Origin of the sequence: Haloterrigena salina JCM 13891, assembly GCF_000337495.1 — an archaeon.
Lineage (GTDB): Archaea > Halobacteriota > Halobacteria > Halobacteriales > Natrialbaceae > Haloterrigena > Haloterrigena salina.
Genome location: NZ_AOIS01000010.1, coordinates 24379 through 49413, shown reverse-complemented (window position 1 = coordinate 49413; position 25035 = coordinate 24379). Strand labels below are relative to the sequence as shown.

The following is a 25035-nucleotide window of genomic DNA, read 5'->3' as shown; positions in this document are numbered from 1 at the left end:
GGTCGAGCGACGGATTACGACTGCGGTGTCGATGCTCGTCGCTCGAGAACGTCGAGGGCGTCGGCTAGCGACGTGCTCATCACGTCGTCGGCGATCGTCGCGACGTGCGTGACCATACTGAGGACGTCCGCGAGCGGAGCTGCGGGGAGTTCGACGACGGTGTCGATGACCGCGTCGAGGTCGACCGGCAGCGATCCGGTCTCGAGGGGGAGTTCGGCGACGGCCGCCGCAAGCGTTCGCCGCGTCGACGCCTCGTCGCCGGCCAGTTGCGCCCGAACGCGTCGCTGGCGCTCCGGCGGCACGGTCGCCTCGACCGGCACCGAACAGACCGTATCGCAGTACCACGACAGCGCCCGACGGACGGCCGCCAGCACGTCGGTCTCGGGACGGTCGAGCGTCGCTGCAAACGCGCGGGCGTCGGCGCCGAGTGCGGTCCGGCGTTCGGCGAGAATCGCTTCGAGACGATCGGGGGCGTCGGAGCCGAGGAAGGCATCGACGACGGCGGCCGGTGACTCGCGGGTCGAGAGGTCGCCGTCGTAGAGCGCGCGCGGCACGTTCGCGACGCCGTTGGCGACGTCCGCGGGCAGGTCCTCGACGTCGTCCACGACGGTGAGGACGAACATGCCGTTTCTCGTCAGTCGACGGAGCATCTCGCACTGGGTCTCGGAGTAGTCCGCGACGGCGTCGACCAGCGCGACCGCGAGATCGCCCCAGACGGCCCCGCGTGCGTCGACGCGGGCGACCGCGTCCTCGAGGGTTGCCGTCGACGGCTCGAGGTGGTCTTCCGCGAGTTGTCCCCGACCGATCTGGCGGACGGTTTCGAGGACGGGGGTCAGATCGGCGTCCGCGGGGAGCGACCGCACAGCCTCGACGACGTTCGTAAAGACGAGGTCGCCCAGAGTGATGCGTTCGTTCAGCCGGCGTTTGCGGTCGGCCGCGTTCCAATCGCCCGACTCGTCGATCGCGTCGTCGTGGAGGCTGCTCGTGACGAAGAGATTCGTCGGGATCGACGCGGTCGTCGCGGCGAGGGTCTCGTCGTCGGTCTCGAGGACGGTCAGCGCGTAGGTGAACGCGCCGATGAGCCCTCCCTGATTCGTGTACCGCTCGACGCGCGCCCGGAACGGGGGCGGACAGCCCGCGTCGGGGAGCGCAGCTGGTGGGAGGGACATATGCCGCTTCTAAGAGGGAGACATAATCAGTGTACTGATGACTGTCGTTTTCGTCCCGTCTTCCGGCGCCGTTCGGCGTTAGCCCTCCCACTCCTCGAACGACCGGTAGATCCCCTTCGAGAGGTAGCGCTCGCTCGAGTCCGGAAACACCGTCACGACGGTCTCGTGGGGCGCGTCGACCTCGCCCGTCGAAATCGCCCGTGCCACCCGCTTCGCGGCGACGCTCGCGGCGCCCGCACTCGAGGCGACGAGGTGGCCCTCCTCGCGGGCCAGCCGCCGGAGTTCGTCGTGGGCGTCCCGATCGGAAATCGCGTAGACGGCGTCGACGAGGTCGGGGTCGAACAGTTCGTTAGTCGCTAGATCGTGGGTGCCGATCCCCTCGGTCTTGTACTCATCCTCCTCGCGGTCGTCGCCGAGCGCCTCGCCGTAGATCGATCCTTCGGGTTCGACCGCGGCGACGTAGGTCGACTCGTCCTGCTCGAGGGCGTACTTCGCGATGCCCATCAGCGTCCCCGCGGTGCCACAGCCGACGACGACGGCGCCCACCTCGCCGTCGAGCGCCTCGTAGATCTCGGGCCCGGTGGTCTCGTAGTGGGCTTCGACGTTGAGCGGGTTCGAGAACTGCTGGGGGACGACGGCGTCGTCGAGTTCCGCGGCCAGTTCGTGGGCGCGCTCGATCGCCCCGCCCATCCCCGCGTCCGTGGGCGTGTTGATGATCTCGGCGCCCAGCGCGGCCATCAGCTGCTGTTTCTCGACGCTGAACCGCTCCGGGACGACGAAGATCGCCTCGAGACCCAGCTGTTCGGCGGCGATCGCGAACCCGATCCCCGTGTTCCCCGCGGTCGGTTCGATGATCGTTCCGCCCTCGGAGACGTCCCCGCGCTCGAGCATCGCCTCGAGCATGTACCGGCCGATGCGATCCTTGACGCTGGCCCCGGGGTTGAACGTCTCGAGTTTCGCGTACAGGTCGACATCCGTGGGTCCGTCCCGCAGGGCGACCAGCGGCGTCCGACCGATCGTCTCCAGCACCGAGTCGACCGGCTGCTCGTGGCTCGTCATCGACTCGAAAAACGGGAGCCGTGGCCGTAGGGCTTTCCCTATACGCCCACACCAGTCGGTCGACCGTTCAGGGCTGGACTCGCCCGAATCCGGGAACCGTTCCCGAGTGTCCTATTTGGCCGTCGCGTCGCTCGCGTCGGCGTCCGCCGATTCGTCGGTCGTCTCGTCCGCAGCGGTGTCGCTCTCCTCGGCTTCGAGTTCGGCCTCGTCGATGGCCGCGTCGGCGAGGATCTGTTCGCCGTCGAGGTCGTGTTCGTCGGCGATGGCCAGCAGGAGCGCGCGCTGTTCGGTCAGCTGGTGGTCCATTCGGTTGACCGTGTCGTGTGTCTCGTCCATCTCCTCTTCCAGCGAGATGATCCGCTTCTGGAGTTGCTGAACCTGCTTGTACATCGCCTCGGCTCGCTCCGAGAGGCTCTGAATCTTCTTTGCGGTGCTGCCAAGTCCCATACCTAGTCGAGGTGTCGGGAAACTAATGGGCCTTTTCCTCCGTCGGACGCGTTCGAACTATTCTGTCAGCACTCTCTATCTACGGTAACACACCACATGAAACGACAAACTTTTTACGAACCGCGAACAATCTCCTGTTGCATTCGAGGTGAACAGCCATGGTGCTCCGACCGACGCCAAGCACCTGGACGCAAGGCCTCGACGTACCGTCCCAACTGTTCGGCGACCGAGGCGGCAGCGACTACGAACTGTACGAGGAGGACGACGAGTTCGTCCTGACGATCGACATGCCAGGCTTCGAGACCGACGAGATCGGACTCTCGTGGGACGACGGCGTCCTCAACGTCGCCGCCGAGCACGTCGACGACGAGCGCGGGCGGAAGAAGACCTGCCACCGGCGGTTCCGCTTCCCCAAGACCATCGACGAGGACGCCATCTCCGCCGAGTACACCAACGGCGTCCTGGAGGTCGAACTGCCGGTCGCCGACGCCGTCACCCGCGGGAAGGAAATCCCCCTCGAGGGGTGACCCGGACCCGACCGACGGCCGGTCGGGACCCGTCTCGAGACACGATCGTCGGCCCGTCCTCCCCGCGGTCGCCGCCGATCGCCGCTCCCGTCGGTGAACCGCCTCGTGAAATCGGCCGCTGAACCGACACCTGGCATCGACCGGCGAACCGATCGCCGCCGACGCGTGTCCCCCGGATCGCGTCGGCCGAGTCGTTCGCCGACCACATCTGTCGTTTTCCGCACGCGTCGGCGCCGCTCCGACGTTCGAGTTCGAACGCAGGACCATGCAACTCCGCGTACGACCGCTCAAACGGAAGGACGCAGGCAGCGGTCTCGCCGCGATCGATCGCGACGCGCTCGAGGAACTGGGCGTCTCGAGCGGCGAGTTCGTCGCGATCGAAGGTCGCGACGGTCGGGTGATCGCCCGCGTCTGGCCCGGCCGCTCCGAAGACCGAGGTCGGGGTATCGTCCGCATCGACGGCCAACTCCGACAGGCCGCCGGCGTCCGAATCGACGACCGCGTGACCGTCGAACCCGCCGATGTCGAGCCCGCCGAACGCGTCACGATCGCGCTCCCCGAGAACGTGCGCATCCGGGGCGACGTCGGCTCCTATCTGGGCGACAAACTCTCGGAGCGGGCCGTCAGCCCCGGCGACCAGTACTCGCTGTCGCTTGGCTTCGGCCTGCTCTCGAGTCGCTCCGGGCGGCGGCTCCCGGTGACCGTCGTCGACACCGAGCCCGACGGGCCGGTCGTCGTCGACGCGAGCACCGAAATCGAGGTCGCCGAGCGCGAGCCCGATCGGCTCTCCGTCGAAGCCGAGGGGCCCCTCGAGGAGGGTGAGACTGCCGGCGCCGGTGCCAGCGCCGTCAACGCCGAATCCCCGAACGTCACCTACGAAGATGTCGGCGGTCTCGACGACGAACTCGAGCGGGTCCGCGAGATGATCGAACTGCCGATGTGCCACCCCGAACTCTTCCGCGCGCTCGGCATCGAGCCGCCGAAGGGCGTCCTGCTGCACGGCCCGCCGGGTACCGGGAAGACGTTGATCGCCCGCGCGGTTGCCAACGAGGTCGACGCCCACTTCCTGACGATCTCCGGCCCGGAGATCATGTCGAAGTACTACGGTGAGAGCGAAGAGCAACTCCGCGAGGTGTTCGAAGAGGCCGCCGAGAACGAGCCGGCGATCGTCTTCATCGACGAACTCGACTCCATCGCGCCCAAGCGCGAGGAGGTTCAGGGCGACACCGAACGGCGCGTCGTCGCCCAACTCCTCTCGCTGATGGACGGGCTTGAGCAACGGGGCGAGATCACCGTCATCGGCACCACGAACCGCGTCGACGACATCGATCCCGCGCTGCGCCGTCCCGGCCGGTTCGACCGCGAGATCGAAATCGGCGTTCCCGACGCTGCGGGCCGCGAGGAGATCCTGCAGATCCACACCCGCGGGATGCCCGTGGCCGAGGAGATCGACCTCGAGCGCTACGCCGAGAACACCCACGGCTTCGTCGGCGCCGACCTCGAGAACGTGGCCAAGGAGGCCGCGATGACGGCCATGCGCCGGGTCCGACCCGAACTCGATCTCGAGGAAGCGGAGATCCCCGCGAACGTCCTCGAGGAGATCGAGGTCACCGCCGAGGACTTCAAGTCGGCGCTGCGGGGGATCGAGCCCTCCGCGATGCGCGAGGTCTTGGTCGAGGTCCCCGACGTCACGTGGGACGACGTCGGCGGTCTCGAGGAGGCGAAAGAGCGGCTCCGCGAGAGCGTCCAGTGGCCGATGGACCACGCCGACGCCTACGAGCAGGTCGGCCTCGAGCCCGCCAAGGGCGTCCTGCTGCACGGTCCGCCAGGGACCGGCAAGACGCTGCTCGCCAAAGCCGTCGCCAACGAGTCCCAGTCGAACTTCATCTCGGTCAAGGGCCCGGAGCTGTTCGACAAGTACGTCGGCGAGTCGGAGAAGGGCGTCCGGGAGATCTTCAGCAAGGCCCGCGAGAACGCCCCGACGATCGTCTTCTTCGACGAAATCGACGCCATCGCGAGCGAGCGGGGCAGCGGCGTCGGCGACTCGAACGTCGGCGAGCGCGTCGTCTCCCAGCTGCTGACCGAACTCGACGGCCTCGAGGAACTCGAGGACGTCGTCGTGATCGCGGCCTCGAACCGGCCCGAACTGATCGACGAGGCCCTGCTCCGGCCCGGCCGCCTCGACCGCCACGTCGCGGTCGACGAGCCCGACGAACGGGCTCGCCGGGAGATCGTCGCGATCCACACCGAAGACCGGCCCCTCGCGGACGGCGTGGATCTCGACGACCTCGCGGCCGAGACCGAGGGGTACACCGGCGCCGACGTCGAGGCGGTCTGTCGCGAGGCCGCGACCATCGCCGTCCGCGAACACGTCCGGGCCGAAGCCGAGGGCGAGGACCGCGACGTCGAGGAGATCGCGCTGACGGCCGAGCACTTCGAGCGAGCCCTCGAGGAGATTTCGCCCGAATCGGCCGCGGAGTTCGAGGGCGGTCCCAGCGCGAGCGAGTTCGAGGGCGTCCTCGAGAGCGGCGAGAGCGAAACGGAGGCCGAGTAACGGGACCGCTCTCGAGCGCCGATTTCGCCGTTCGATTTCCGGAACCGCGCGATTCGAGCCCCACTCCGACGAGCGACGGTGCCGATCATCGTCGGCCCGCCGGCGGATTTCGGGACTCTCGAGGAGGTCGACGGAGCTTTCGAGGCCGGTCCGACGTCGGCCTCGGTTGCCGACGGAACCCCCATCTATATATTTTCCCGATATACATCAGAATATATGAAATTCAAAGAAAAGCATATGTCGGGCGGTCGCGACCGCCGCGCCCTGCTCTCGGCCGCGGGAGTGGCGCTGACGACCGGGTTAACGGGCTGTCTCGGCGCGCTCGAGGGGGACGAGAACGAAACCGAGAACGTGAACGGTGGGGACGGCGATACCGAATCCGACGAGGAATCGACTGACTCGTCAGACGAGACGGCCGAACTGCGGGAAACGCTGGCCGCCGCCGACCCGTACCGAATGCTCCAGTACGGACCGGCCCACGTCGGGAACACCGGCGACGCCGGACCGACCGCCGACGTCGACGCCGTCTGGACGTTCCGCGAGGGCGCCGACGACTCACACTACGAAATCGGAACACCGGCGATAGTCGACGGGACGGTCTACGTTCCCGAGAATCACTCCGTCGGTGACGACAGCGCGGAGACGGTCGTCTACGCGCTAGACGGCGCGACCGGCGATATCGAGTGGGAGTGGTCCTATCCCCGCGGCACCACGTTCGGATCGACCGTCGTCGCCGAGGGTGCGGTCGTCCTCATCCTCGGCGGATCGGTCGTCGCGCTCGAGGCCGACGCGGGAACCGAACGCTGGCGACTCGAGCGAGACTTCTCCGACGCGGTCACGGTCGCCGACGGGACGGTCTACGCGATCAACACCACGTACGCCGATCCGCCGACGCTCGTGGCGATCGATCTCGAGACCGGGCGCGAACGCTGGACGGAACCCCTCTCCGACGACGGAATGTACTGGCCGACGCCGCCGGCGGTGGCCGACGGGACGGTCTATCAGGGCGGCATGGAATTCACTGCATTATCGGCCGCGGACGGCGAGCGGTTGTGGTCGAAGGACTTCGGAAACGCGGTCACCGGATCGCCGACCGTCACCGACGACGCCTGCTACGTTCCGCTCGGCGACGGTACCATCGCGGCGCTCGGGCGCGACGGCACGCTCCGCTGGCGCCAGCCGGTCGAACGCGGCGGCCACGGCTCGGGGCTAAACTCCGTCTCGTCGCCGGCAGTCGACGATGGAACGCTGTACGTCACGAACTCGTGGCGACTGACCGCGCTCGGCGCCGATGACGGCGCGCAGCACTGGACGACCGAAACGGCCGGTGACCGACCGCCGGTCGTCGCCGACGGCATCGTCTACGTCAGCGGGCTGAACGCGATGGGAGCGCACGACGGCGCCACGGGCGATCGCCTGTGGCGGTACGAGACCGACGCCTCGAGCAGCAGCGGCAACAAGGTTGCGCCCGTCGTCGGCGAAACCGCGTTCTTCCCCAGCGCGGGACTGCACGCGTTACGCGAGGCGGACGCGACGTCGGACTAATCGGACGGTCGAGTCGCGCATCTAACTGATCGCCACGACCGATCACCGCGCCGTCGGGCGGTCGGAGAGACGAAAGGTCCTTAAGTCACCTTCCCCTACGAAGAGATGGATAGGTCGGGCAGTTAGGCCCTGCTCGTTACCCGCGATATGGCCTTTAGCGGGGACCAAACACCGCGGGCGTCCGGTCAGACCGGCCGGGGCCCCGGGAGCCAACGCAGAAGCCTCGTCCGTCGGGGACAGCGGTCCGCGATGGCCGTCCGCAGGGACGCCCCATCGCGGTTAGTCGGCGACAGCCCATCAGGCGCGGAAGCGAGCAGTGGACCGCCGGACACCTGTCGCTCGACGGGTCGCGGGGTGGAGGAGGCAACCGGGATTCCCCCGGCCGGAACGCCGGGCAATCGCGGCTTCCACACTCATATTCCATACCGCACATTACTTTCGAACAGCGATAGCGCCGCTTATCACGACTCAAGCGGCGTTTTTCGGATATTCAAACGCAGGGTCGAATCCGTGACATGGATCGGAGTCCGAGAGAACGAACGGCGCATCGCACATCGCTCGAGTGCGATCGGTTCCGTACTATTGCGCCGATTACGCGGCGCTGGCCGCCTCGAGGAACGTCTCGCTCGCGGTGTTGAACGCGTTCGGGCGATCGAGGTTGACGAGGTGGCCTGAGTCGGACAGTTCCAGGTGTTTGGCGCCGCCGACCTCCGAAACGAGTTGTCGGCCCTGTCGTTTGACCAGCGGCGCCTCTTGCTCGCCGTGGACGACCAGCGTCGGCGTCTCGACGTGGGCAAGGTTCGACGGCTCGTAGCGGTAGAGCGCGTCGAACACCTTGCGGAACTCGTCGCGACCGATCTCGTCGACGGCGTCGATCGCTTGCGACTGAATCTCCGGGTTCACGGAGAGCCAGCGCTCACCAGTGGTCGCTCGAATGGATCCCAGCATCGACCGGAACGTCGTCTTCGACCCCGTCAGCGACAGCGACGTGGTGAGCGCGGGCAGCGGGGACATGAAGGGCTTCAGCTCCGGGGGCATCTCCAGGGGCGGCATCGATCGCACCGCGCCGCCGAGGATCGCTCCCGCCGCGCGGTCGGGGTGGCGGTCCATGAACTCCTGGACGACCATCGACCCGAGCGAGAGGCCACAGAGGATCGGCGCCTCGAGGTCGAGATGCGAGAGTAAGGCCTCGAGGTCGTCGGCGAAGAGTTCGACCGAGTACTGGTCCGCCTCGGTCGCCCCCGTCCGGCCGTGGCCGCGGACGTCGAAGGTGACGACCTCGTAGTCGTCGTCGAAGCGGTCGACCTGAGGCTGCCAGGACTGCCCGTTCATCCAGCCGCCGTGAATGAACACCAGCGGCCGTCCGTCGCCGCGCGTCTCGTACCAGAGCGTGCCGTCCTCGAGAGGGAGTTCTGCCATCGGGAGTATTGTAGGCATCGGTACATATAGGTCGCCGGGTTGCAGTAACGGTTCCGTCTTGTAGGTGTGGGAGAAAGAGCCCGCGATCGAGGACCGAGACGATCCCGATCCGGCGGGTCAGTCCCCTCGTTCGGCGTCGACCGCGGCGTTATCGGCCCCGAGCCAGCGGTCCCAGAATGTCTCGAACTCGGACTCGTCCTCGGTGATCCGATCCCAGTGGGCCAGGCCGCGCTCCTCGCGGCTGCCGGGGATCGTGTTGTCGAGCACCAGCGCCGCGAGGCCGCCGACGGCCATCCCGGTCGAGCCGATGATATATATCGTGTCGACGACGGCTTGTGCCGCGGCCTCGAGCCACCCCGGCTGGCCCGCGAGCGCGCTCTCGAGGCCGATCGCCTCGCGGAACGCGATCGTGCTGTCGAAGTTCCCCATGTAGGCCGGAATCGCCAGCCCGACGAACAGCGCGAAGCCGATGACGAAGGTGTTCCTCGAGGAGTCCAGATCGACGTGGCGCAGGTTCGAGACGCCGACGGCGACGATCTGAGCGAACATGGCGATGAAGAGTCCGCCGACGATCGGATCCGGAATGGTCGCGACCAACTGGCCGAAGTAGCCGACGAAGCCGAAGAGCAGCATGACGACGGCGCCGAACTGGACGACGTACCGCGAGGCGACGCCGGTCAGTCCGATCGCGCCGATGTTCTCGGAGTAGGACGTCGAGCCAGCGGTGCCCATAATTCCGGAGAAGACGTTCATCAGCCCCTCCATCCCGATTCCGTGGTTGATTCGCTTCTCGCTCGGTGCGGCGGAGCCGGTCAGATTAGCGACGGCGTAGTAGTCACCGATGCTCTCGACGATCGACGCCAGCACGCCCGCGAACATCCCGATAACGAACGCGGTCGTGATCTGGGGCGTCCCCCACTGGAACGGGTAGATCGGCAGGATCGGATCCGTGTTCGTGACCTGCTCGAGCGGGACGTAGCCGGGATGGGCGTCGGCGATGAGACCGCCCGCGGACAGCGTCGCGGCGACGACCCACGCGATCACGAGCGCCAAGATAACGGGATAGAGCCGGAACGCTCGAGCTTTGACGTCGAGATACTGCGAGAACAGCAGGATGAGGCCGAGGGTCAGCCCGAGCAGGGGCCAACTCTGGTTCGAGGCGGTGATCTGCGGGGCGTTGAACAGTGCGAGGCCAATAAGCATGATCGTCGGGGCGACGACGACCGGCGAGAGGAACCGCCGGAGCTTCCCGACGAGTCCGAGATAGCCCATCGCGACTTGCACCGTCGCGGCGACGATGATCGCGCCCTGTAACTGGAGCAGGGCGGCCTCCCACCCGCCCCCGCCGACGCCGCCGGACGTGACGACGGCGATGATCGCCAGCGCCGGCGCGAGCATCGAGAACGGCGCCCCCTGGACGATGGGGTAGCGGTTCCCGAAGGTCGTCTGGGCCAGCGTCGCGATCCCCGAGACGACGAAGAAGGTCCCGATGAACCGCGCCGTCACGTCCGGCGGCATCCCCATCGCACCCGCCAGAATCAGCGGCACCGCGATGTTCGCCCCGACCATCGTCAGATAGTGCTGGACGCCCAAAACGAACGATTCACCCAGCGGCGGTTTGTCGTCGATGCCGTACTCGATATCCTCGCTGACGGCGACCCCGGAATCCGCGTCTGTGCCCCTGTCAGCATCCCGATTACTGAATTCGTCCCCCGCGTTACTCATAGTTCTCGTCGGATAACGAGCGAGGGCGCTGAAATGGATATTGATCCACCGTCGCGTACGTTTCAGTCGGTGAAAAAGTGTCTTTAGCTAACTAGATTGGATTCGAACGATCCGATCGATGTCGACGCTATCGCTCGTCCGCGGCCCGATCGGCCGCGGCGCGGACCGTTTCGGGCGACAGCGCCTCGAGGGCGACCACGTCGCCGCCCGTCTCGCCGGCGACCAGCTCCGAGAGGCCGGCCCGAGAGTCGTCGCCGGCGTCGACGACGATCACCGTCGCGTCCTCGGCCGCGAGGCTCCGCGCGGCCCGCCGGGTCGCATCGGTCGGACTGCCGTCGGCGACGTTCGCCCGGCCGTCAGTGACGAGTACGACGACCGAGGCCTCCGTCTCCGCGCGCTCTATGACTCGCCGCGAGGTCTCGAGGCCCGCTGGCAGGGGCGTCCGATCGCCCGATGGGAGCTCCTTGAGGTGACGCGCGGCCAGCGAGACGCTGTCGGTCGGCGGCAGGAGGACGTCGGCGTCCTCGCCGGCGAAGGCGACGAACGCGACCTGATCTCGGTGCTCGTAGCTGTCGCGCAACAGGTCCAGCACGACGCCCTTCGCGGTGCGCATCGCGGGACGCATCGAGGCGCTGGCGTCGACCGCGAAGACGATCGTCGCCGACGTGTCGCCTGTGCGGACCGACTGACGCAAGTCCTGCTTCTGTACCCGAGAGTCGCCGCGGGCCGCGGCGGAGCGAACCGACGCCGCCGCGTCGATCGGACCGTCGCCCGACGCGGGTTCGGTCCGGATTCGGGCACCCCGGTTGTCCGTGCTTGGGGCCGTGCTCGCCCGCGAGCCGCCCGCCGTCGCCGCGTCCGCGCTCTCGGCGTCGGGCGTCTCGAGGTCAGGCGCCGTCGCCTCGCCGACTTCGGCGATCTCGGCGCGCTGCTGGCCGGGAACGAGCGGCTGGGCGTCCTCGTCTTCCCCGTCGCTGCTTCCGTTGTCTCTATCGCACCCGTCGCCGTCGTTCGAATCGGATTCGCTCGAGTCGTCGTCCTCGTTCCCGTCGTTCCCGCCGCCGGCTTCAGCGGGCGACGGCTCACCGCCAGTCGGTTCGTCGCCGGTCGGTTCGTCGCCCTCGTCGGGTCGACGCTCTGGTCCCGAATCGTCGCTCTCGTCGGATTCGCTGTCAGTACCGTCACCGTCGCTACGCTCGCCGCCGGATTCGGTTCCCGTCTCACCGTCGTCGCTCTCGGGCTCAGACTCGTCCCCTTCGTCTCTGTCTGCGGACTCGTCGCCGTCCGCCTCGTCCTCGTGTTCGCCTTCGTCCGGCGACTCCTCGTCGAACCGATCCTCGAGGAGGTCCTCGAGGTCGGGTTCGTCTTCGAACGGCGTGCTCCGAAGCCGGTGGGGAAGCGTGTAGCTGGCGGCCTCGTAAACGTCGGACTCGATAACGGTTGTTCGGCCCTCGAGCGCCGCGATGGTCATCGCGGTCCGGGCAGTCGCCACGTCCCCGCGGTGGCCGTCGACGCCGGCCTCGAGGCAGAGGTCGGCGATCTCTTCCTTGAAGTCGGCCGGCAGGGAGACCTCGGCGAGGCGGTCGCGAGCCGCCGCGAGGTCCGCGCGCAGGGCCTCGGTCTCGTCGGCGTACTCGGTCCACGGATCCGCGCTGTCAGCGCCGTTGCCGGCGTCGGTCTCGAGCGCCCGATCGATGACCTCGACGCGCTGGTCGATCTCCCGGCAGCCCTCGACGGTGGCTTGCAGGGCGAAGCGGTCGCGCAGTTGGGGCCGGAGGTCGCCCTCCTCGGGGTTCATCGTCCCGACGAGGGTGAACTCGGCAGGATGGGAGACGCTAACTCCGTCACGCTCGACCGTATTGACGCCGCTGGCGGCCGCGTCGAGGATGACGTCCACGAGGTGGTCGTCCAGCAGGTTGACCTCGTCGACGTAGAGAATTCCGCGGTGGGCGCGGGCGAGGAGGCCGGGATCGAAATCTGCGGCTCCTGCGAGGGCGTCCTCGACTGAAAGGGTCCCGACGACGCGGTCTCGAGTCGCACCCAGGGGAAGCGTCACGAGCGGGACGGGACGCGTTTCGACGGGCATCGCTTCCGGATCGCGCTCGCGGCAGTCGTCGCACTGCAGATTCGGCGCGTCGGGCGCACAGCCGTACGGGCAGTCCGCCACAGCGCGCTGTTCGGGGAGGAGATCGACCAGTCCGCGCACGGCGGTCGACTTCGCGGTCCCCTTCTCGCCGACGATCAGGGCGCCGTCGAGGCCGTCGTTTGCGGCGACGGCGAGCAGCGCCCGCTTCAACTCGTTCTGGCCGACGATGGCCGGAAAGGGGAGTGACGACAGCTTTTTGTCTCCGGACTCTGCAACCATAGTTGCGCTAATACAACAGAGGTTTAAAAACGCGATGACTACGATCGGGATCTACACCGCCACGGAGAACGAACTCGGCTCGATCGGCCGGGCCGCCGAGCGACTCGAGGATATCGACCTCGTGGTTCGCTCGGAGAGCGACCTCGAGGACGAGGCCGCCATCGAGGAGTTCGTCGAGGAATTGCACGACGCCGCGGCGGCCATCTTCTGGCTGCACGGGGCCGAAGACAGCATGCCGGGCTACGACTACGCGACCGGCGCGCTCGAGGAGGCGGGCGTGCCGCTGATCGTCAAGGCGACCGGCGACGCCTTCGCATTCGAGGACACGACCGTCTCGGAGGGCCATCGCGACCTCGTCTACGAGTACCTGGAGAAGGGCGGGACGATCAACGTCGCCAACCTGTGCCGATTTCTGGTCTCCGAATACGAGGGACGGGACCTCGCATACGACGACCCCGCCGAACTCCCCACGGAGGGCGTCTACCACCCCGATCATCCGGGGATCGAGTACGAGGACTTGCTCGAGACCCACGACCCCGACCGGCCGACGGTCGCGATCTGGTTCTACGAGTCCCACTGGACCCACGAGAACACCCGCTACGTCGACGCGCAGGTCCAGGCGCTCGAGGAGCAGGGGGCGAACGCCCTGCCGATCTTCTGTAACCCCGCGACGGACACCGACGAGCAGGAGGACGCCGAATGGGTCACAGACAACTGGCTGATCGACAACGCGGGCCAGCCCGTCGTCGACGCCGTGCTCTCCTCGTTCATGTTCTCGCTCTCGATGGACGAGCGCGGCCGCAGCGCCAGCGACGAGGGTGACTCCGCGGAGGACGTCTTCCTCGACCGCCTCGGCGTCCCCGTCTTGCAGACGGTCACCACGATGCGCTCCCGCTCCCGGTACGAATCCAGCGACACGGGCGTGATGGGCTTCGAGCTCGCCCTCTCGGTCGCGCTGCCGGAGTTCGACGGCAACGTCATCACGCACCCGATCTCGGGGAAGGAGCGCACCGACGACGAGGCCGGCATCGGTTCGGCGCCGAAACACCACTTCCCGATCGAGGACCGGATCGACCACGCCACCCGGCTGGCGGTCAACTGGGCCGAACTCCGCCACACGCCCAACGAGGACAAGCAGGTTGCCGTCATCCTCCACAACTACCCGCCGAGCGACGACGGGATCGGCACCGCGTTCGGCCTCGACAGTCCCGAGTCGACCGTGAACCTGCTCGAGGAACTCGAGGCCCGCGGCTACGATTTAGGCGACGAGATGCCCGACAGCGGGCAGTCCCTCGTCGAAAAGCTGACCGCACAGCTCACGCTCGAGGACCGCTGGGTCGCCCCGGAGGACGTCCGCGACCTCTCTGTCGACGTCGTCTCGCCGGACACCTACGAGGAGTGGTTCTCGGAGGCCGACGAGCGCTTCCAAGAGAACATCATCGAGGAATGGGGTGACGTACCGGACCGTCCGTTCGCGATTCCGGGCGTCGAGTTCGGCAACGTCCTCGTCACCGTCCAGCCCCCGCGCGGGTTCGGCATGGATCCCTCGAAGGTCTACCACGACTCGGACCTGCAGCCGCCACACGACTACTACGCCTTCTACGGCTGGCTGCGCAACGCGTTCGGGGCCGACGGGGTCGTTCATCTGGGAACCCACGGCAGCCTCGAGTGGCTCCCCGGCAAGACGGTCGGCCTGAACGGCGCGAGCGCGCCCGATCAGTTGATCGACGACATCCCGAACGTCTACCCGTACATCGTGAACAACCCCGGCGAAGGGACCCAGGCCAAACGGCGTTCCTACGCCGCCATCGTCGACTATCTGACCCCGGTCATGCGGTCGGCCGGAACGTACGACGAACTCTCCGAACTCGAGGAACTCGCCAATCAGTACCGCGAAGCGGGGATGGAAGACGCCCGGGCCGACGACGGCGACCACCTCGAGACGCTCATCCGCGAGAAAGTCGAGGAACTGGACCTCGCCGTCGAACTCGGCATTTCGGGAACCATCGACGAGAGGGCCGACGTCCGCGGACCCGACGAGGCCGGCTCGAGCCTCGCGGAGGGCGAGGTCGCAGGGGACGAAGTCGACATCGACGAACTCGTCGAACGCGTCCACGAGTACCTCACCGACGTCAAGACGACCCAGATCCGGCTGGGGCTGCACACGATGTCCGAGCCGCCGGCCGACGAGCGCCTCGTGGAGTATCTCGTCGCGCTCACTCGCCTCGAGAACCCCGGCGCGCCGAGCCTGCGCGAGAGCGTGGCCGGCGCGCTCGGCGTGGACTACGAAACGATGCTCGAGTCGCCCGGCGAGTACGACGAAGCCCTCGGCATGACCTACGCCGAGGCCGCCGACGTCGTCCACGAGACCAGCGTCGACCTGATCGAGACGCTCGCGGAACACGACTTCGACGTGCCCGAATCGGAGCGCGAGGCCGGTCCCGAGGACGAGGTGAACATGAATCTCCTCGTCGTCGACCTCGAGACGATCGGCGACGCGCGGGCCAAATCGCGCGCCCACGACGACCTCCGCGAAGTTCTCGCGTACATCTGCGAAGAGGCCCAGCCCCGCGTGCAGGGCGCCGAGGACGAGATCCCGCGAACCGCGGACGCCCTTTCGGGCGAGTACGTGCCCCCCGGCGGGTCGGGCGCGCCGACCCGCGGCGGCGTCGACCTGCTGCCGACCGCGCGGAACTTCTACACGCTCGACCCGCGGAAGGTACCCGCGAAGGCCGCGTGGCAGGTCGGGAGCGAAGTCGCTGAGGGCGTCCTCGAGCGCCACCATTCGGAGAACGGCGAGTATCCCGAGGAGATCGGCGTGGTCGCCTGGGGCACTCCCACAGTCCGCACCCGCGGCGAGACGATCGCCCAGGTGCTCGCGATGATGGGCGTCGAACCGCAGTGGACCGACGCCGGCCGGATCGACGACGTCGAGCCGATTCCGCTCGAGGAACTCGACCGACCCCGAATCGACGTCACGACGCGCGTCTCGGGGCTGTTCCGGGACGCCTTCCCCGCCGCGGCAGGGGTCATCCACGACGCCGTCGACGCCGTCGTCGACCTCGACGAACCCCTCGAAATGAACTACGTGAAGAAACACGTCGAGGAGGAGACCGAAGAACTGCAGGAGGAAGAGGGCCTCGACGAGTCCGACGCCCGCAAGGCCGCGAAACACCGCGTCTTCACCACCAAACCCGGCGGCTACGGCGCCGGGACGAACAAGGCCGTCGACGAGGGCAACTGGGACGACCGCTCGGACCTCGCGAGCGTCTACGTCCAGTGGGGCGGCTACGCGATGGGTTCGAGAGGGCGCGTCTCCGACGCCCACGACGCTTTCGAACGTCGTCTCTCTTCCGTCGATGCGACGGTCAAGCTCGAGGACACGATGGAGCAAGACGAGTTCGACTCCTCTGACTGGTACGCCTTCCACGGCGGCTTCATCTCCGCAGTGTCCGAAATCTCGGGCGAAGAACCGGCTTCCTACGTCGGCGACTCTTCGGACCCCGACAACGTCGACGTCTACACGAACGAGGAGAAGGTCCGCAAGGCGATGCGCTCGCGCGTCCTCAATCCGGACTGGCTCGAGTCCATGGAGGAACACGGCTACAAGGGCGCGGGCGACCTCTCGACGACCGTCGACGTGACGCTGGGGTGGGACGCGACGACCGGCGTCGTCTCGGACACGCTCTGGGCGGAGGTCGCCGAGAAGTTCGCCTTCGACGACGCTCGGCGAGAATGGATGCGCGACGTGAACCCGTGGGCGCTCGAGTCCATCACGGACACGCTGCTCGAGGCGATCGAACGCGACCTCTGGGACGCAGACGAGGAGACCGTCGACCGACTGCGCGATCTGAACCTCGAGGTCGAGGGCGATCTCGAGGCCAGAACGACCAACGACGGCGTCGGTGCGGATGCCGATGCGGAGGTGGCGAACGATGACTGAGGGCGAGCGACCCGAGACCGACGGCGGCCAGGAGTTCGAACAGGAGTACGCCGATCTGGGCGCGACGACACAGAACGCGATGGACATCGCGGAGACGAGCATGGACATCGTCAGGCAGTTCGTCCCCGACGAGACGCTGGCAGACCGAATCCGACAGAAGTCCGTCCACTCGATGGGCGACATCGAGTTCCAGCACCTGATCGAGTTCACCGGCAGCGACGACCTCGGCGACGACGAGGACGCGCCCGTCCGCGCCGGCGCTCGAGCCGTCCTCGAGGAGGCGACCATCGTCACGGACATCACGATGTCCAAGGCGGGAATCACCTCTCGGGGCCACAACTGCGAGAAGCGCAAGGCGATCGGCAACGGCGCCGAACTGGCGAAGGAGACCGGGATGACCCGCACTGCGGCCTCGGTGCTCGAACTCGACAAACAGGGCGTCTACGACGGCGCGATCGCGACGATCGGCAACGCCCCCACAGCGGCGTTCGCGCTGGCCGACTGCATCGAGAACGGCACCCGACCCGCCGCCATCGTCGCGACGCCCGTGGGCTTCGTCAAGGCCGAGGAGAGCCGCCAACGCATCCGCGAGGTCAGCGAAGAGTACGACGTCCCAGCGATCACGAACGTCGGCCGACGCGGCGGCAGCGGACTGGCCGCGGCGCTGACGAACGAACTGATCCACGTCGCAAAGGACGTGCGGACCGACGACCTCGAACTTGAGGTGACGGCTGACGCTCGAGCGGCGAGGGCCGAATCCGAAAGCGAGGACGAATGAGCGACGACTACGACCTCGAGGCAGGTCCGGATCCGTCGACGTTCGCGGCGGCAGCGCCGGAGCCAAATATCGATGCGGAGGCGGACAACCCCGTCTACGCCGTTGGCGTCGGCCCCGGGAATCAGGAGTATCTGACTCCTCGCGGTCAGCGAGCGATCGAGGAGGCCGATGTCGTCGTCGGCTTCACGACCGTCGTCGAGTTCGTCGAAGATCTGACCGACGCCGACCTGCTGACCTGCGGGTACAAGGACGAGGCTGAGGCGCTCGAGGCGTTCGGCGAACGCGTTGCAGCCGGCGAGTCGGGGACCGCCGTGGCGATGGGCGACCCGAACCACTCGGGCTACCAGTTCGTCGGGAAGGTGCAGCGGGCGGTCGAGCGTGAGGATCCCGATATCCCGGTCCGTATCGTCCCCGGCATCTCCTCGCTCCAGATGGCCGCCAGCCGCGCCCGCACCCCGATGGAGGACACCGAGTTCGTCACGCTCCACAAGAGCGGCGACCTCGAGGCCGACATGGAGCGGCTCGCGAGCGCAGTGACGGCCGACCATCGGCACCTGCTCGTGCTCCCGCGGCCCTACGATCGGATGCCCGGCGATATCGCCGCCTTCCTGCTCGAGCGGGGTGCCGATCCCGACCTCGAGGCGCTGGTGCTCGAGAAGCTGACCCACGAGGACGAGCAGATACACCGGTTCACGCTGGCGGAGCTGTCCGAACACGCCGGCGGGACGGGTCGGGAGGACACGCCGTTCTCGGATCTGGTCGTGCTCGCCGTTCGACAGCCGGTCGAATCGAAGGCCACACCGTCGGCGCGACGCTGAAACCGACGATTCCCGTCGGCGGTTCGTCGGCGTGCGTCATGATCCAACGACGACTCGATACCGTCTCTTTCGTCAGTCTGTCAAGCGCCAGCCAAACTCGAGCCACGCGACGCCGAAACAGAACGCCAGTATACCGATCGTGGCTCCCGGAGTGGCACCGTGGGCGACGAGACCGATCGGCGAACCGGCGAGCAGGACGACCGGGACGAGCGGCGCGCCCGAGCGCCGAAGCAAAACGGCGATCGCGAGCACGGCGACGAGGTTACCGACGGTCCCGACGACCGCCAGCAGGCCCGCGACGCCGTCGATCGGCTCCGTCAGCACGACGTCGACGACCGCCGCGACGCCCTCTCGCTGGTCGGCGGCGAGGTCACCGGATTCTCGAATCAGGACGGCCGTCGCGATGCCGGCGATCGCTTCGAACGCGAGATAGCAGACGAGATACACCGCGACGCCGACCCGTCCGACGGTCGCGACGGTCCCGCGATACTCGCTCAGCAGGACGTAGAGGCCGATCCCGAGGAGACCGAAGAGCGGTAACAGGAGCGCGTGGACGAGAAACCACGTGTCCACGACCGGCGAGAGGGCCGCGAACGGCTCGTCACCCGCGCTCGGATGGAACCACAGGACGACAGCGAGGAGAAACGGCGCTCCGACGAGGAGGAGCCCTCGTCCGACGACTCGCGGATCGCGAATCGATCTCGCAGTCTCCCTCGACTTCGATTCCGTGTCGGCCGTGTCGGTCGTCATTCGACGGTCCTCATCGTGTGTTCTCGCCGAGTACGTGTCAAATCATGAAACTCTAGCAGATCGGGTCGATGGTATCGCGGGCGGTCCGTCACCGTCTCCGTTCGATCTCTCCCGTCCCGTCTCACTCCGGAACGTCGCCGGCGACGACGTACTGCTCGTAGTTCGGCTCTTCGCCCCAGAGCACCGACTCCATCAGGGGCTCGTGCTCGACCCGCTCGAGCCCGTGTTTCTCGAGCACGTCGACCAACTCTCTCGGCGGCCGGCCGTCGTACAGCGGCAACTCGTCGTGAATCTCCTGATAGCCGTCGAACGCCTCGTCGAAGTCCCAGTGGCCCTCGATCAGGACGATTCGGCCGCCTGGCCGGACGACCCGTTGCCACTCCCGAAGCGCCGCCGACGGGTTCGGCAGCGTCCAGACGAGATGTCGGGCCGTCACCAGATCGTACGCGTCTTCGGGAGCCGAGATCGATTCCGCGTCCCCGTTTCGGAACTCGACCGACCGGCCGCGGTCGCGGGCTTTCGCTCGAGCGCGCTCGAGCATGTCCGTCGAGAGGTCGACGCCGGTGACGTCGTGACCGAGTTCGGCCAGCAACAGCGAGATGACGCCCGTTCCACAGCCGACGTCGAGAACCCGCCGGGGTGGTTCCCCGTCACCGGTCCAGTCCCGGAGGATCGACAGCCAGGCGTCGCGCTGCTCGTCGCCGTGGATGGCGTGGTGACTGTCTCCGTCGTACGACTCCGAACGGTCGTCCCAATACTGCTGGACGCGCTCTTTGACGGCCTCGTCGTCTCGAGTCGTCACGACTGGCCACCCCTGGTCCGGCCTGCGGATCGGTTCGAACCGATCCGACGATTTTCGAACGACATTGTTGCTTGCAATCACCCATCGGACAAAATAACTATTTCGAGAACCGGCACCGTCTGTGAGACTCCGCGCGAGGCCACGGACGTCCCCGTCTCGATCGGCGGCCTCACTCGTCCTGTTCGTACTCCCGCAGCACCGTCGAGACGGTGTTCTCGACCTCCTCGAGCGCGACGGCGTTGGTCTTCCGGAGCTCGTCGGCGTCGCGGGCCGCGCTCAGGTGCTGCAGCGCTTCCCGGAGGTGGTGCTCGATCTCGGTGTCGCTCCCAGGTTCACCACTCATAGTTCGATCCGACGGTCGTAGCCGACTCGAGCGGTTAAGTTCGTCGGTGGGTCGAACCGAACACCGGCCGTCACTCGAGGGCGTCCCGAACCGCGGCCCGCCGCTCGGCGAAGGTCGCGTCGTCGAGCACCGGGAGCGAGGCCTCGGTATCGACATCGACGTCGTTCTCGAGGTCGATCCACGCGCGACAGCCGCGGTAGCTGCTTCGTTCCTCGACGAGTCGCGGTGACACGAGCGCCGACACGCGAAGCAACAGCACGCGCAGGTCGTCCTCCAGGTCGTACTTGTCGCGCAGGCCGTCCGGCGTGTAGACGTAGTGGCGAGCCAGCGCCTCGAGGGCGTCACTCGAGACGCGGTATTCCTCGCGGACGTCGGCGACGGCGCGGATCGGCACGCCGGCCTCGGGTTTCGCGCTCGAGCGATGGTAGTAGTGCTCGTACCGCGACTGGTACCGCGCGGGGTCCTGATGGCTATAGGCCGGATAGAGCACGAATTCGTCGTCGATCGTCCCCGGATCGAGCGTCGGGTGGCGGACGAGGACGGTCTGGGCGCCGTCGAGCAGGGCGTTGACGACGCCGGCGCGCTCCTTCAGCGCCGGCACCGTCTCGGCCGTCGTCGCGTCGCTCATTGGTCTCGAGTTCTCGAACGCGGACGACGCCCAATTCGGTTTCGGTCGCCTCGGATCGCGACGAGAGTATTGAGTGTCGCACTATTAGGCTCTACGCGGTGGCGCGCGCTGGGGACTGGCCGAGCGAGGCGAGGTTCGAACGAAGTGAGAACCTCGGAAAGCGAACGGAGACCGAAGGGAACCGTGAGCTACGCGAGGTCAGTCACTGAAGCGCGCGAGGGATGAGGACCGCAGCGACTTGTGGAGCGAGGACCGCAGTCGGTTGGGGAGGGCGTGGTAACTCCCTGTTGCCACGATAGCAGGCCGCCTCCTCCCGTCCGAATCCCTTCTTACGTTTCTCGCTCTGTCCCCTCGAGAAACTGTACACCACCGCCACCGACGGATTCAAGTTCAGTTGTGCGAACGCAACTACAATGATGAACGGATTCGTCCTCGGCGGCGTCAGCTCCGGCGTCGGGAAGACGGTCGCGACGCTGTCGATCGTGCAGGCCCTCGAGGACGCCGGCTACGCGGTCCAGCCGGCCAAGGCGGGCCCGGACTTCATCGACCCGAGCCACCACGAGGCGATTGCGGGCCGGCCCTCCCGCACGCTCGATCTGTGGCTCTGCGGCGAGGACGGCCTCCGGCGCAACTACCGGCGCGGCGAGGGCGACGTCTGCGTCGTCGAGGGCGTCATGGGACTGTACGACGGCGACGGCTCGAGCACGGCGATGGTCGCCGAGGCGCTCGACATCCCCGTCGTCCTCGTCGCTGACGCCAAGGCCGGCATGGAGAGCGTCGCGGCGACCGCGCTGGGCTTCAAGGAGTACGCCGACGCGATCGGCCGCGATATCGAGGTCGCCGGCGTCGTCGCCCAGCGGGCCCACGGCGGCCGTCACGAGCAGGGCATCCGTGACGCCCTCCCCGACGACCTCGAGTACTTCGGGCGGATCCCGCCGAACGACGACCTCGAGATTCCCGACCGGCACCTGGGCCTCGAGATGGGCGCGGAGGCCGCCCTCCCCAGAGACGCGCTGCGGGAGGCCGCGGAATCGCTCGAGGCCGAACGGCTGGCCGCGGTCGCGACGGCGCCGCCCGCGCCCGCCGAACCCGTCGAGTCCGCCGAACCCGTCGACGCCACGGTCGCCGTCGCCAGCGACGCCGCCTTCTGTTTCCGGTATCCGGCGACGATCGAGCGGTTCCGCGAGCGCGCCGAACTGGTCACGTTCTCGCCCGTCGCGGGCGATCCCGTCCCCGACTGCGACGGCGTCTACCTCCCCGGCGGTTACCCCGAACTCCACGGCGCGGAACTCGAGTCGAGCGATACGCTCGACGAACTCGCTCGACTCGCGAGCGAGGGACTCCCCGTTCTCGGCGAGTGCGGTGGTCTGATGGCCATGAGCCAAACACTGACCACGGCGGCGGGCGATACCCACGAGATGGCCGGCATTCTCCCAGCGGACGTCACCATGCACGACCGCTATCAGGCGCTCGATCACGTCGAACTCGAGGCCCTCGAGGGGACGCTCACTGCCGGCGCCGGCCAGACGATCCGTGGCCACGAGTTTCACTACTCGAGCGCCGACGTCGACAACGACGCCCGCTTCGCCTTCGAGACCGTGCGGGGCGACGGCATCGACGGCGACCACGACGGTCTCACGGAGTACGACTCGCTGGGGACGTACGTCCACGTCCACGCCGAGAGCGGTGCGTTCGATCGGTTCCTCGAGGAGAGCAGTCGCTGATCGCGGCGATCGCGTTCGACCGATTCGATAGTCTCGACCGACGTGCCGCTAATCGTGAGTTGATAGCTGACTCCGCTCCGATCACCTGTCATTTAATTATAAGGTGGTCGATAGGGAGTGCATGGTAGAGCCAACGCCGATCAGCGTCATTCTACCCACGACGGGGTGGAACGACGCCTGCGAAGAGATCGCCGCGCAACTGCGTCCGGGGGACGAACTCCTCGTGGTCTGTGACAGGGCGGTCGAGTCGGTCGCCGAGCGAATCGACGACCGCCCGGACGACGTTAGGCTGGTGGTCGCGGGCGAACCCGAGGGCTGTTCCGGGAAGGCGAACGCGATCGCGGCCGGAATGGACGCGGCCGAGTGTGATCGCCTCGTCTGGTCCGACGACGACTATCACCATCCGCCCGACTGGCTGGACGGACTGCGCCGCGACTACGAACGGTACGGACCGACCACGGAAGTCCCGGTCTTCGTCGGCCGGGATCCGCTCGCCCGACTCCTCGAGCCGACCCACGTTCTCAGCGGAACGCTCGCCGTCTCTCGAGGGGGCGTTCCCTGGGGCGGGTCGCTCGTCTTCGAACGCGACGACATCGACGAAGAGGCGTTCCTCTCGGAACTCCGGCGGACGGTGAGCGACGACGGCCTCCTCATGGAGTACGCCGATATCACGAGCGTCGGGCGGACGCGCCGCGTCGAGATCGGTGGCTCGGTCCGCGAGACGCTCGAGAATCAGGTTCGGTTCGCGAAAATCGTCCGGTACCACGATCCGGTCGCGACCGCCGGCCAGTTCGTCCTGGGATCGGCGCTCACCGCCGGGTGCGTGCTGTTTCCGCTCCCCGCGCTGGTGCTACTGACGGCCGCGATGGCCGTCGTCTACGCCGCGTTCGGCGTTCGTCGATGGACGTTCCTCGCGGCGTATCCGGTCGCGCTGGCGGCGATTCCGCTGCTCGCGTACGGCCTCGTCCGACGAACGTTCGTCTGGGGCGGGCGACGCTACCGGTGGCGCGGCAAGTTCGACGTCTCGGTCGAGACGGAGTCATCTACTCACGGCTAAAGCCGTGGGCTTAAGCGTGGGACTCCCCTTCTGCCGACACGGTGTCGTAGGCGGTGTAATCGCCGTTCAGGGTCACTGTCCCGCTCTTGAGGGCGAGATGACCGTCGCCCAACCCCGAGGGACGTTTGCCCTCGGGTAAAGAGAGCAGTCGCATCCCGATGTTCTTGGAAGCATTGTAGTCGCCGTCTATCTCGTATCCGCACTCGTTGCACTCGAACCACCCATCCGAATTCCGGTTCGTGCTTGATTGATGTCCGCACTTCGAGCAGGTCTGCGAGGAGAACGCGGGGTTCACGCTCTCGACGCGAATCCCGTACTCGGTGGCTTTCCACTGAATCATCTCCTGTAACTCGCGGAACGCCCATTGGTGCATCTGGCGTTTCAGTTGGTCGTCGGAGGCGTCCATCCGCTCGCGGATGTGGGTCAAGTCTTCGACGGCGATGTACGAGCAGTCGTAGTGGCGGGCTTCTTCCACAATGCGTCGAGAAATTGTATGCAGGCGATCCAAGACGAAGCGGTTTTCTCGCCCCGACAGTCGCGCTAACGCCTGCTTTGCGGAGCGAGTGCCTTTGTCTTGGAGGCTCCGACGCACGCGGAAGTAATGGTTCTGCCCCCATAGTAATTTACCGCCGTCATAGAACGATCCCGTGCTAGTCACGGCGACGTTCTTCAGATTCAGGTCAACACCGAGAATGCGGTCGCCCTCGCGCTCCTCGACTTCCTTCTGAATGACGATGTGGAGGTAGAAGTCGTCCTCTTGTTCGTCGTAGTGGAGCGTCCCCATTCGTTTCTCGTAGTCGTCGTCATCGAGGTAGTCGGCCTGATATTCACCAATGTCGAAGCCGACCTCGACGCGGGACTCGACAGTTGAGAGGGTCGCGCTCCTCTCGTTGATAGTCAGGATGCGTTTATCGTAGACGACGATGGGCTGGTCGAACGACGGTACGGGGCGACTATTCCCGTTCTTCCAGTCGGCGACCGTGGATTTTATCATTTCAACTGCCTTTGAATAAGCGCGAACACAGAGGTTTGCGGGAAGGTCAGTCACGTCACGGAGATCGTGGTAGACCTGATCGTGGATGTTAGTCTTCGCAGTGATGAAGTAGCCGTCGTCGTTGCGACCGTTCTCGATGCTATAATTGACGGCAGTATCGAATTGTTCAATGGTCTGATGGAGGTGGTCTCGTCGCTCGTCGGGCACGTCGAGTTTGACCCGAACGGTACGTTGCACCTCCATGACAGAACCACATTGAGACTGGTTATTTATATATACGACGATTATTTCGGGAGTCGGCCCTGCTGATATCGGTGGGCTGTGGCATAGAGTTTACGCGCTTCCTCCCACCCCTAAAGGGGTGGGCTTCCGCGCTGTACTGCTGTGA

General features: G+C 66.9%; 19 protein-coding genes and 1 other RNA gene. 9 read left to right on the top strand and 11 right to left on the bottom strand.

The features are described from left to right. Window positions 1–14: 14 nt before the first annotated feature. The 3 genes from C477_RS01390 to C477_RS01380 all read right to left on the bottom strand — a co-directional run bounded on the left by C477_RS01390 (window position 15) and on the right by C477_RS01380 (window position 2675). Window positions 15–1169 carry a class 1 isoprenoid biosynthesis enzyme gene (locus tag C477_RS01390; protein ID WP_008892635.1) on the bottom strand — a complete coding sequence of 385 codons (1155 nt, stop codon included), beginning with the start codon at window positions 1167–1169 and terminating at the stop codon, window positions 15–17. A gap of 78 nt (window positions 1170–1247) precedes the next feature. Then, window positions 1248–2228 (bottom strand): PLP-dependent cysteine synthase family protein, encoded by a 981-nt coding sequence (locus C477_RS01385; RefSeq protein WP_008892634.1) that lies wholly within the window; start codon window positions 2226–2228, stop codon window positions 1248–1250. 111 nt (window positions 2229–2339) lie between these two features. After that, the gene (locus C477_RS01380; RefSeq protein WP_008892633.1) at window positions 2340–2675 is read right to left on the bottom strand and encodes a DUF5798 family protein; all 336 of its coding nucleotides are present in this window, start codon (window positions 2673–2675) and stop codon (window positions 2340–2342) included. A gap of 158 nt (window positions 2676–2833) precedes the next feature. Between C477_RS01380 and C477_RS01375 the strand changes: the two genes are divergently transcribed. The 4 genes from C477_RS01375 (at window position 2834) to ffs (ending at window position 7715) form a co-directional block, all read left to right on the top strand. Continuing rightward, the gene (locus C477_RS01375) at window positions 2834–3202 is read left to right on the top strand and encodes an Hsp20/alpha crystallin family protein (protein ID WP_008892632.1); all 369 of its coding nucleotides are present in this window, start codon (window positions 2834–2836) and stop codon (window positions 3200–3202) included. A gap of 265 nt (window positions 3203–3467) precedes the next feature. Further along, window positions 3468–5756 carry a CDC48 family AAA ATPase gene (locus tag C477_RS01370; RefSeq protein ID WP_008892631.1) on the top strand — a complete coding sequence of 763 codons (2289 nt, stop codon included), beginning with the start codon at window positions 3468–3470 and terminating at the stop codon, window positions 5754–5756. 216 nt (window positions 5757–5972) lie between these two features. Further along, window positions 5973–7301: a PQQ-binding-like beta-propeller repeat protein gene (locus C477_RS01365; RefSeq protein ID WP_152423243.1), complete on the top strand. Its 1329-nt coding sequence runs from the start codon at window positions 5973–5975 to the stop codon at window positions 7299–7301. 101 nt (window positions 7302–7402) lie between these two features. Beyond that, window positions 7403–7715: signal recognition particle sRNA (gene ffs / locus C477_RS22740), an RNA gene on the top strand. 177 nt (window positions 7716–7892) lie between these two features. On the opposite strand, the gene C477_RS01360 is transcribed toward ffs, so the two are convergent. From C477_RS01360 to C477_RS01350, 3 genes are all read right to left on the bottom strand, one after another. Further along, window positions 7893–8720 (bottom strand): alpha/beta fold hydrolase, encoded by an 828-nt coding sequence (locus C477_RS01360; protein WP_008892629.1) that lies wholly within the window; start codon window positions 8718–8720, stop codon window positions 7893–7895. A gap of 117 nt (window positions 8721–8837) precedes the next feature. Next, window positions 8838–10445 carry a uracil-xanthine permease family protein gene (locus C477_RS01355; RefSeq protein ID WP_008892628.1) on the bottom strand — a complete coding sequence of 536 codons (1608 nt, stop codon included), beginning with the start codon at window positions 10443–10445 and terminating at the stop codon, window positions 8838–8840. A 127-nt stretch (window positions 10446–10572) separates the two neighbouring features. After that, on the bottom strand, window positions 10573–12810 hold the full coding sequence (locus C477_RS01350) for a VWA domain-containing protein (protein WP_008892627.1): 2238 nt from the start codon (window positions 12808–12810) through the stop codon (window positions 10573–10575). A gap of 34 nt (window positions 12811–12844) precedes the next feature. On the opposite strand from C477_RS01350, the gene cobN reads away from it, so the two are divergent. From cobN to C477_RS01335, 3 genes are read left to right on the top strand one after another with little or no spacing between them, the layout of a single operon-like run. Next, entirely contained in the window at window positions 12845–16753 is a 3909-nt protein-coding gene (gene cobN, locus C477_RS01345) for a cobaltochelatase subunit CobN (RefSeq protein ID WP_008892626.1), read from the top strand. Further along, the gene (locus C477_RS01340) at window positions 16746–17531 is read left to right on the top strand and encodes a precorrin-8X methylmutase (protein WP_008892625.1); all 786 of its coding nucleotides are present in this window, start codon (window positions 16746–16748) and stop codon (window positions 17529–17531) included. The genes cobN and C477_RS01340 overlap by 8 nt, the downstream gene beginning before the upstream one ends. Next, entirely contained in the window at window positions 17528–18349 is an 822-nt protein-coding gene (locus C477_RS01335) for a cobalt-precorrin-7 (C(5))-methyltransferase (RefSeq protein ID WP_008892624.1), read from the top strand. The genes C477_RS01340 and C477_RS01335 overlap by 4 nt, the downstream gene beginning before the upstream one ends. Before the next feature lie 72 nt (window positions 18350–18421). Here C477_RS01335 and C477_RS01330 read toward each other — a convergent pair whose 3' ends face one another. The 4 genes from C477_RS01330 to C477_RS01320 form a co-directional block, all read right to left on the bottom strand. Continuing rightward, the gene (locus C477_RS01330) at window positions 18422–19099 is read right to left on the bottom strand and encodes a hypothetical protein (protein WP_008892623.1); all 678 of its coding nucleotides are present in this window, start codon (window positions 19097–19099) and stop codon (window positions 18422–18424) included. A gap of 121 nt (window positions 19100–19220) precedes the next feature. Continuing rightward, complete coding sequence (locus C477_RS01325; protein WP_008892622.1) at window positions 19221–19901, bottom strand: class I SAM-dependent methyltransferase; 681 nt, start codon at window positions 19899–19901, stop codon at window positions 19221–19223. A 169-nt stretch (window positions 19902–20070) separates the two neighbouring features. Then, on the bottom strand, window positions 20071–20244 hold the full coding sequence (locus C477_RS23925; RefSeq protein ID WP_008892621.1) for a hypothetical protein: 174 nt from the start codon (window positions 20242–20244) through the stop codon (window positions 20071–20073). Between the two features lie 70 nt (window positions 20245–20314). Then, a complete protein-coding gene (locus tag C477_RS01320; protein WP_008892620.1) occupies window positions 20315–20872 on the bottom strand; it encodes a DUF1802 family protein in 558 nt (185 codons plus the stop codon). 416 nt (window positions 20873–21288) lie between these two features. Here C477_RS01320 and C477_RS01315 point away from each other — a divergent pair, with 416 nt between their 5' ends. After that, window positions 21289–22596 carry a cobyrinic acid a,c-diamide synthase gene (locus tag C477_RS01315; protein WP_008892619.1) on the top strand — a complete coding sequence of 436 codons (1308 nt, stop codon included), beginning with the start codon at window positions 21289–21291 and terminating at the stop codon, window positions 22594–22596. Window positions 22597–22717: 121 nt separating this feature from the next. After that, on the top strand, window positions 22718–23653 hold the full coding sequence (locus C477_RS01310; protein WP_008892618.1) for a glycosyltransferase: 936 nt from the start codon (window positions 22718–22720) through the stop codon (window positions 23651–23653). 10 nt (window positions 23654–23663) lie between these two features. On the opposite strand, the gene C477_RS23335 is transcribed toward C477_RS01310, so the two are convergent. Further along, window positions 23664–24890 (bottom strand): RNA-guided endonuclease InsQ/TnpB family protein, encoded by a 1227-nt coding sequence (locus C477_RS23335; protein WP_008892617.1) that lies wholly within the window; start codon window positions 24888–24890, stop codon window positions 23664–23666. Window positions 24891–25035 lie beyond the last annotated feature (145 nt).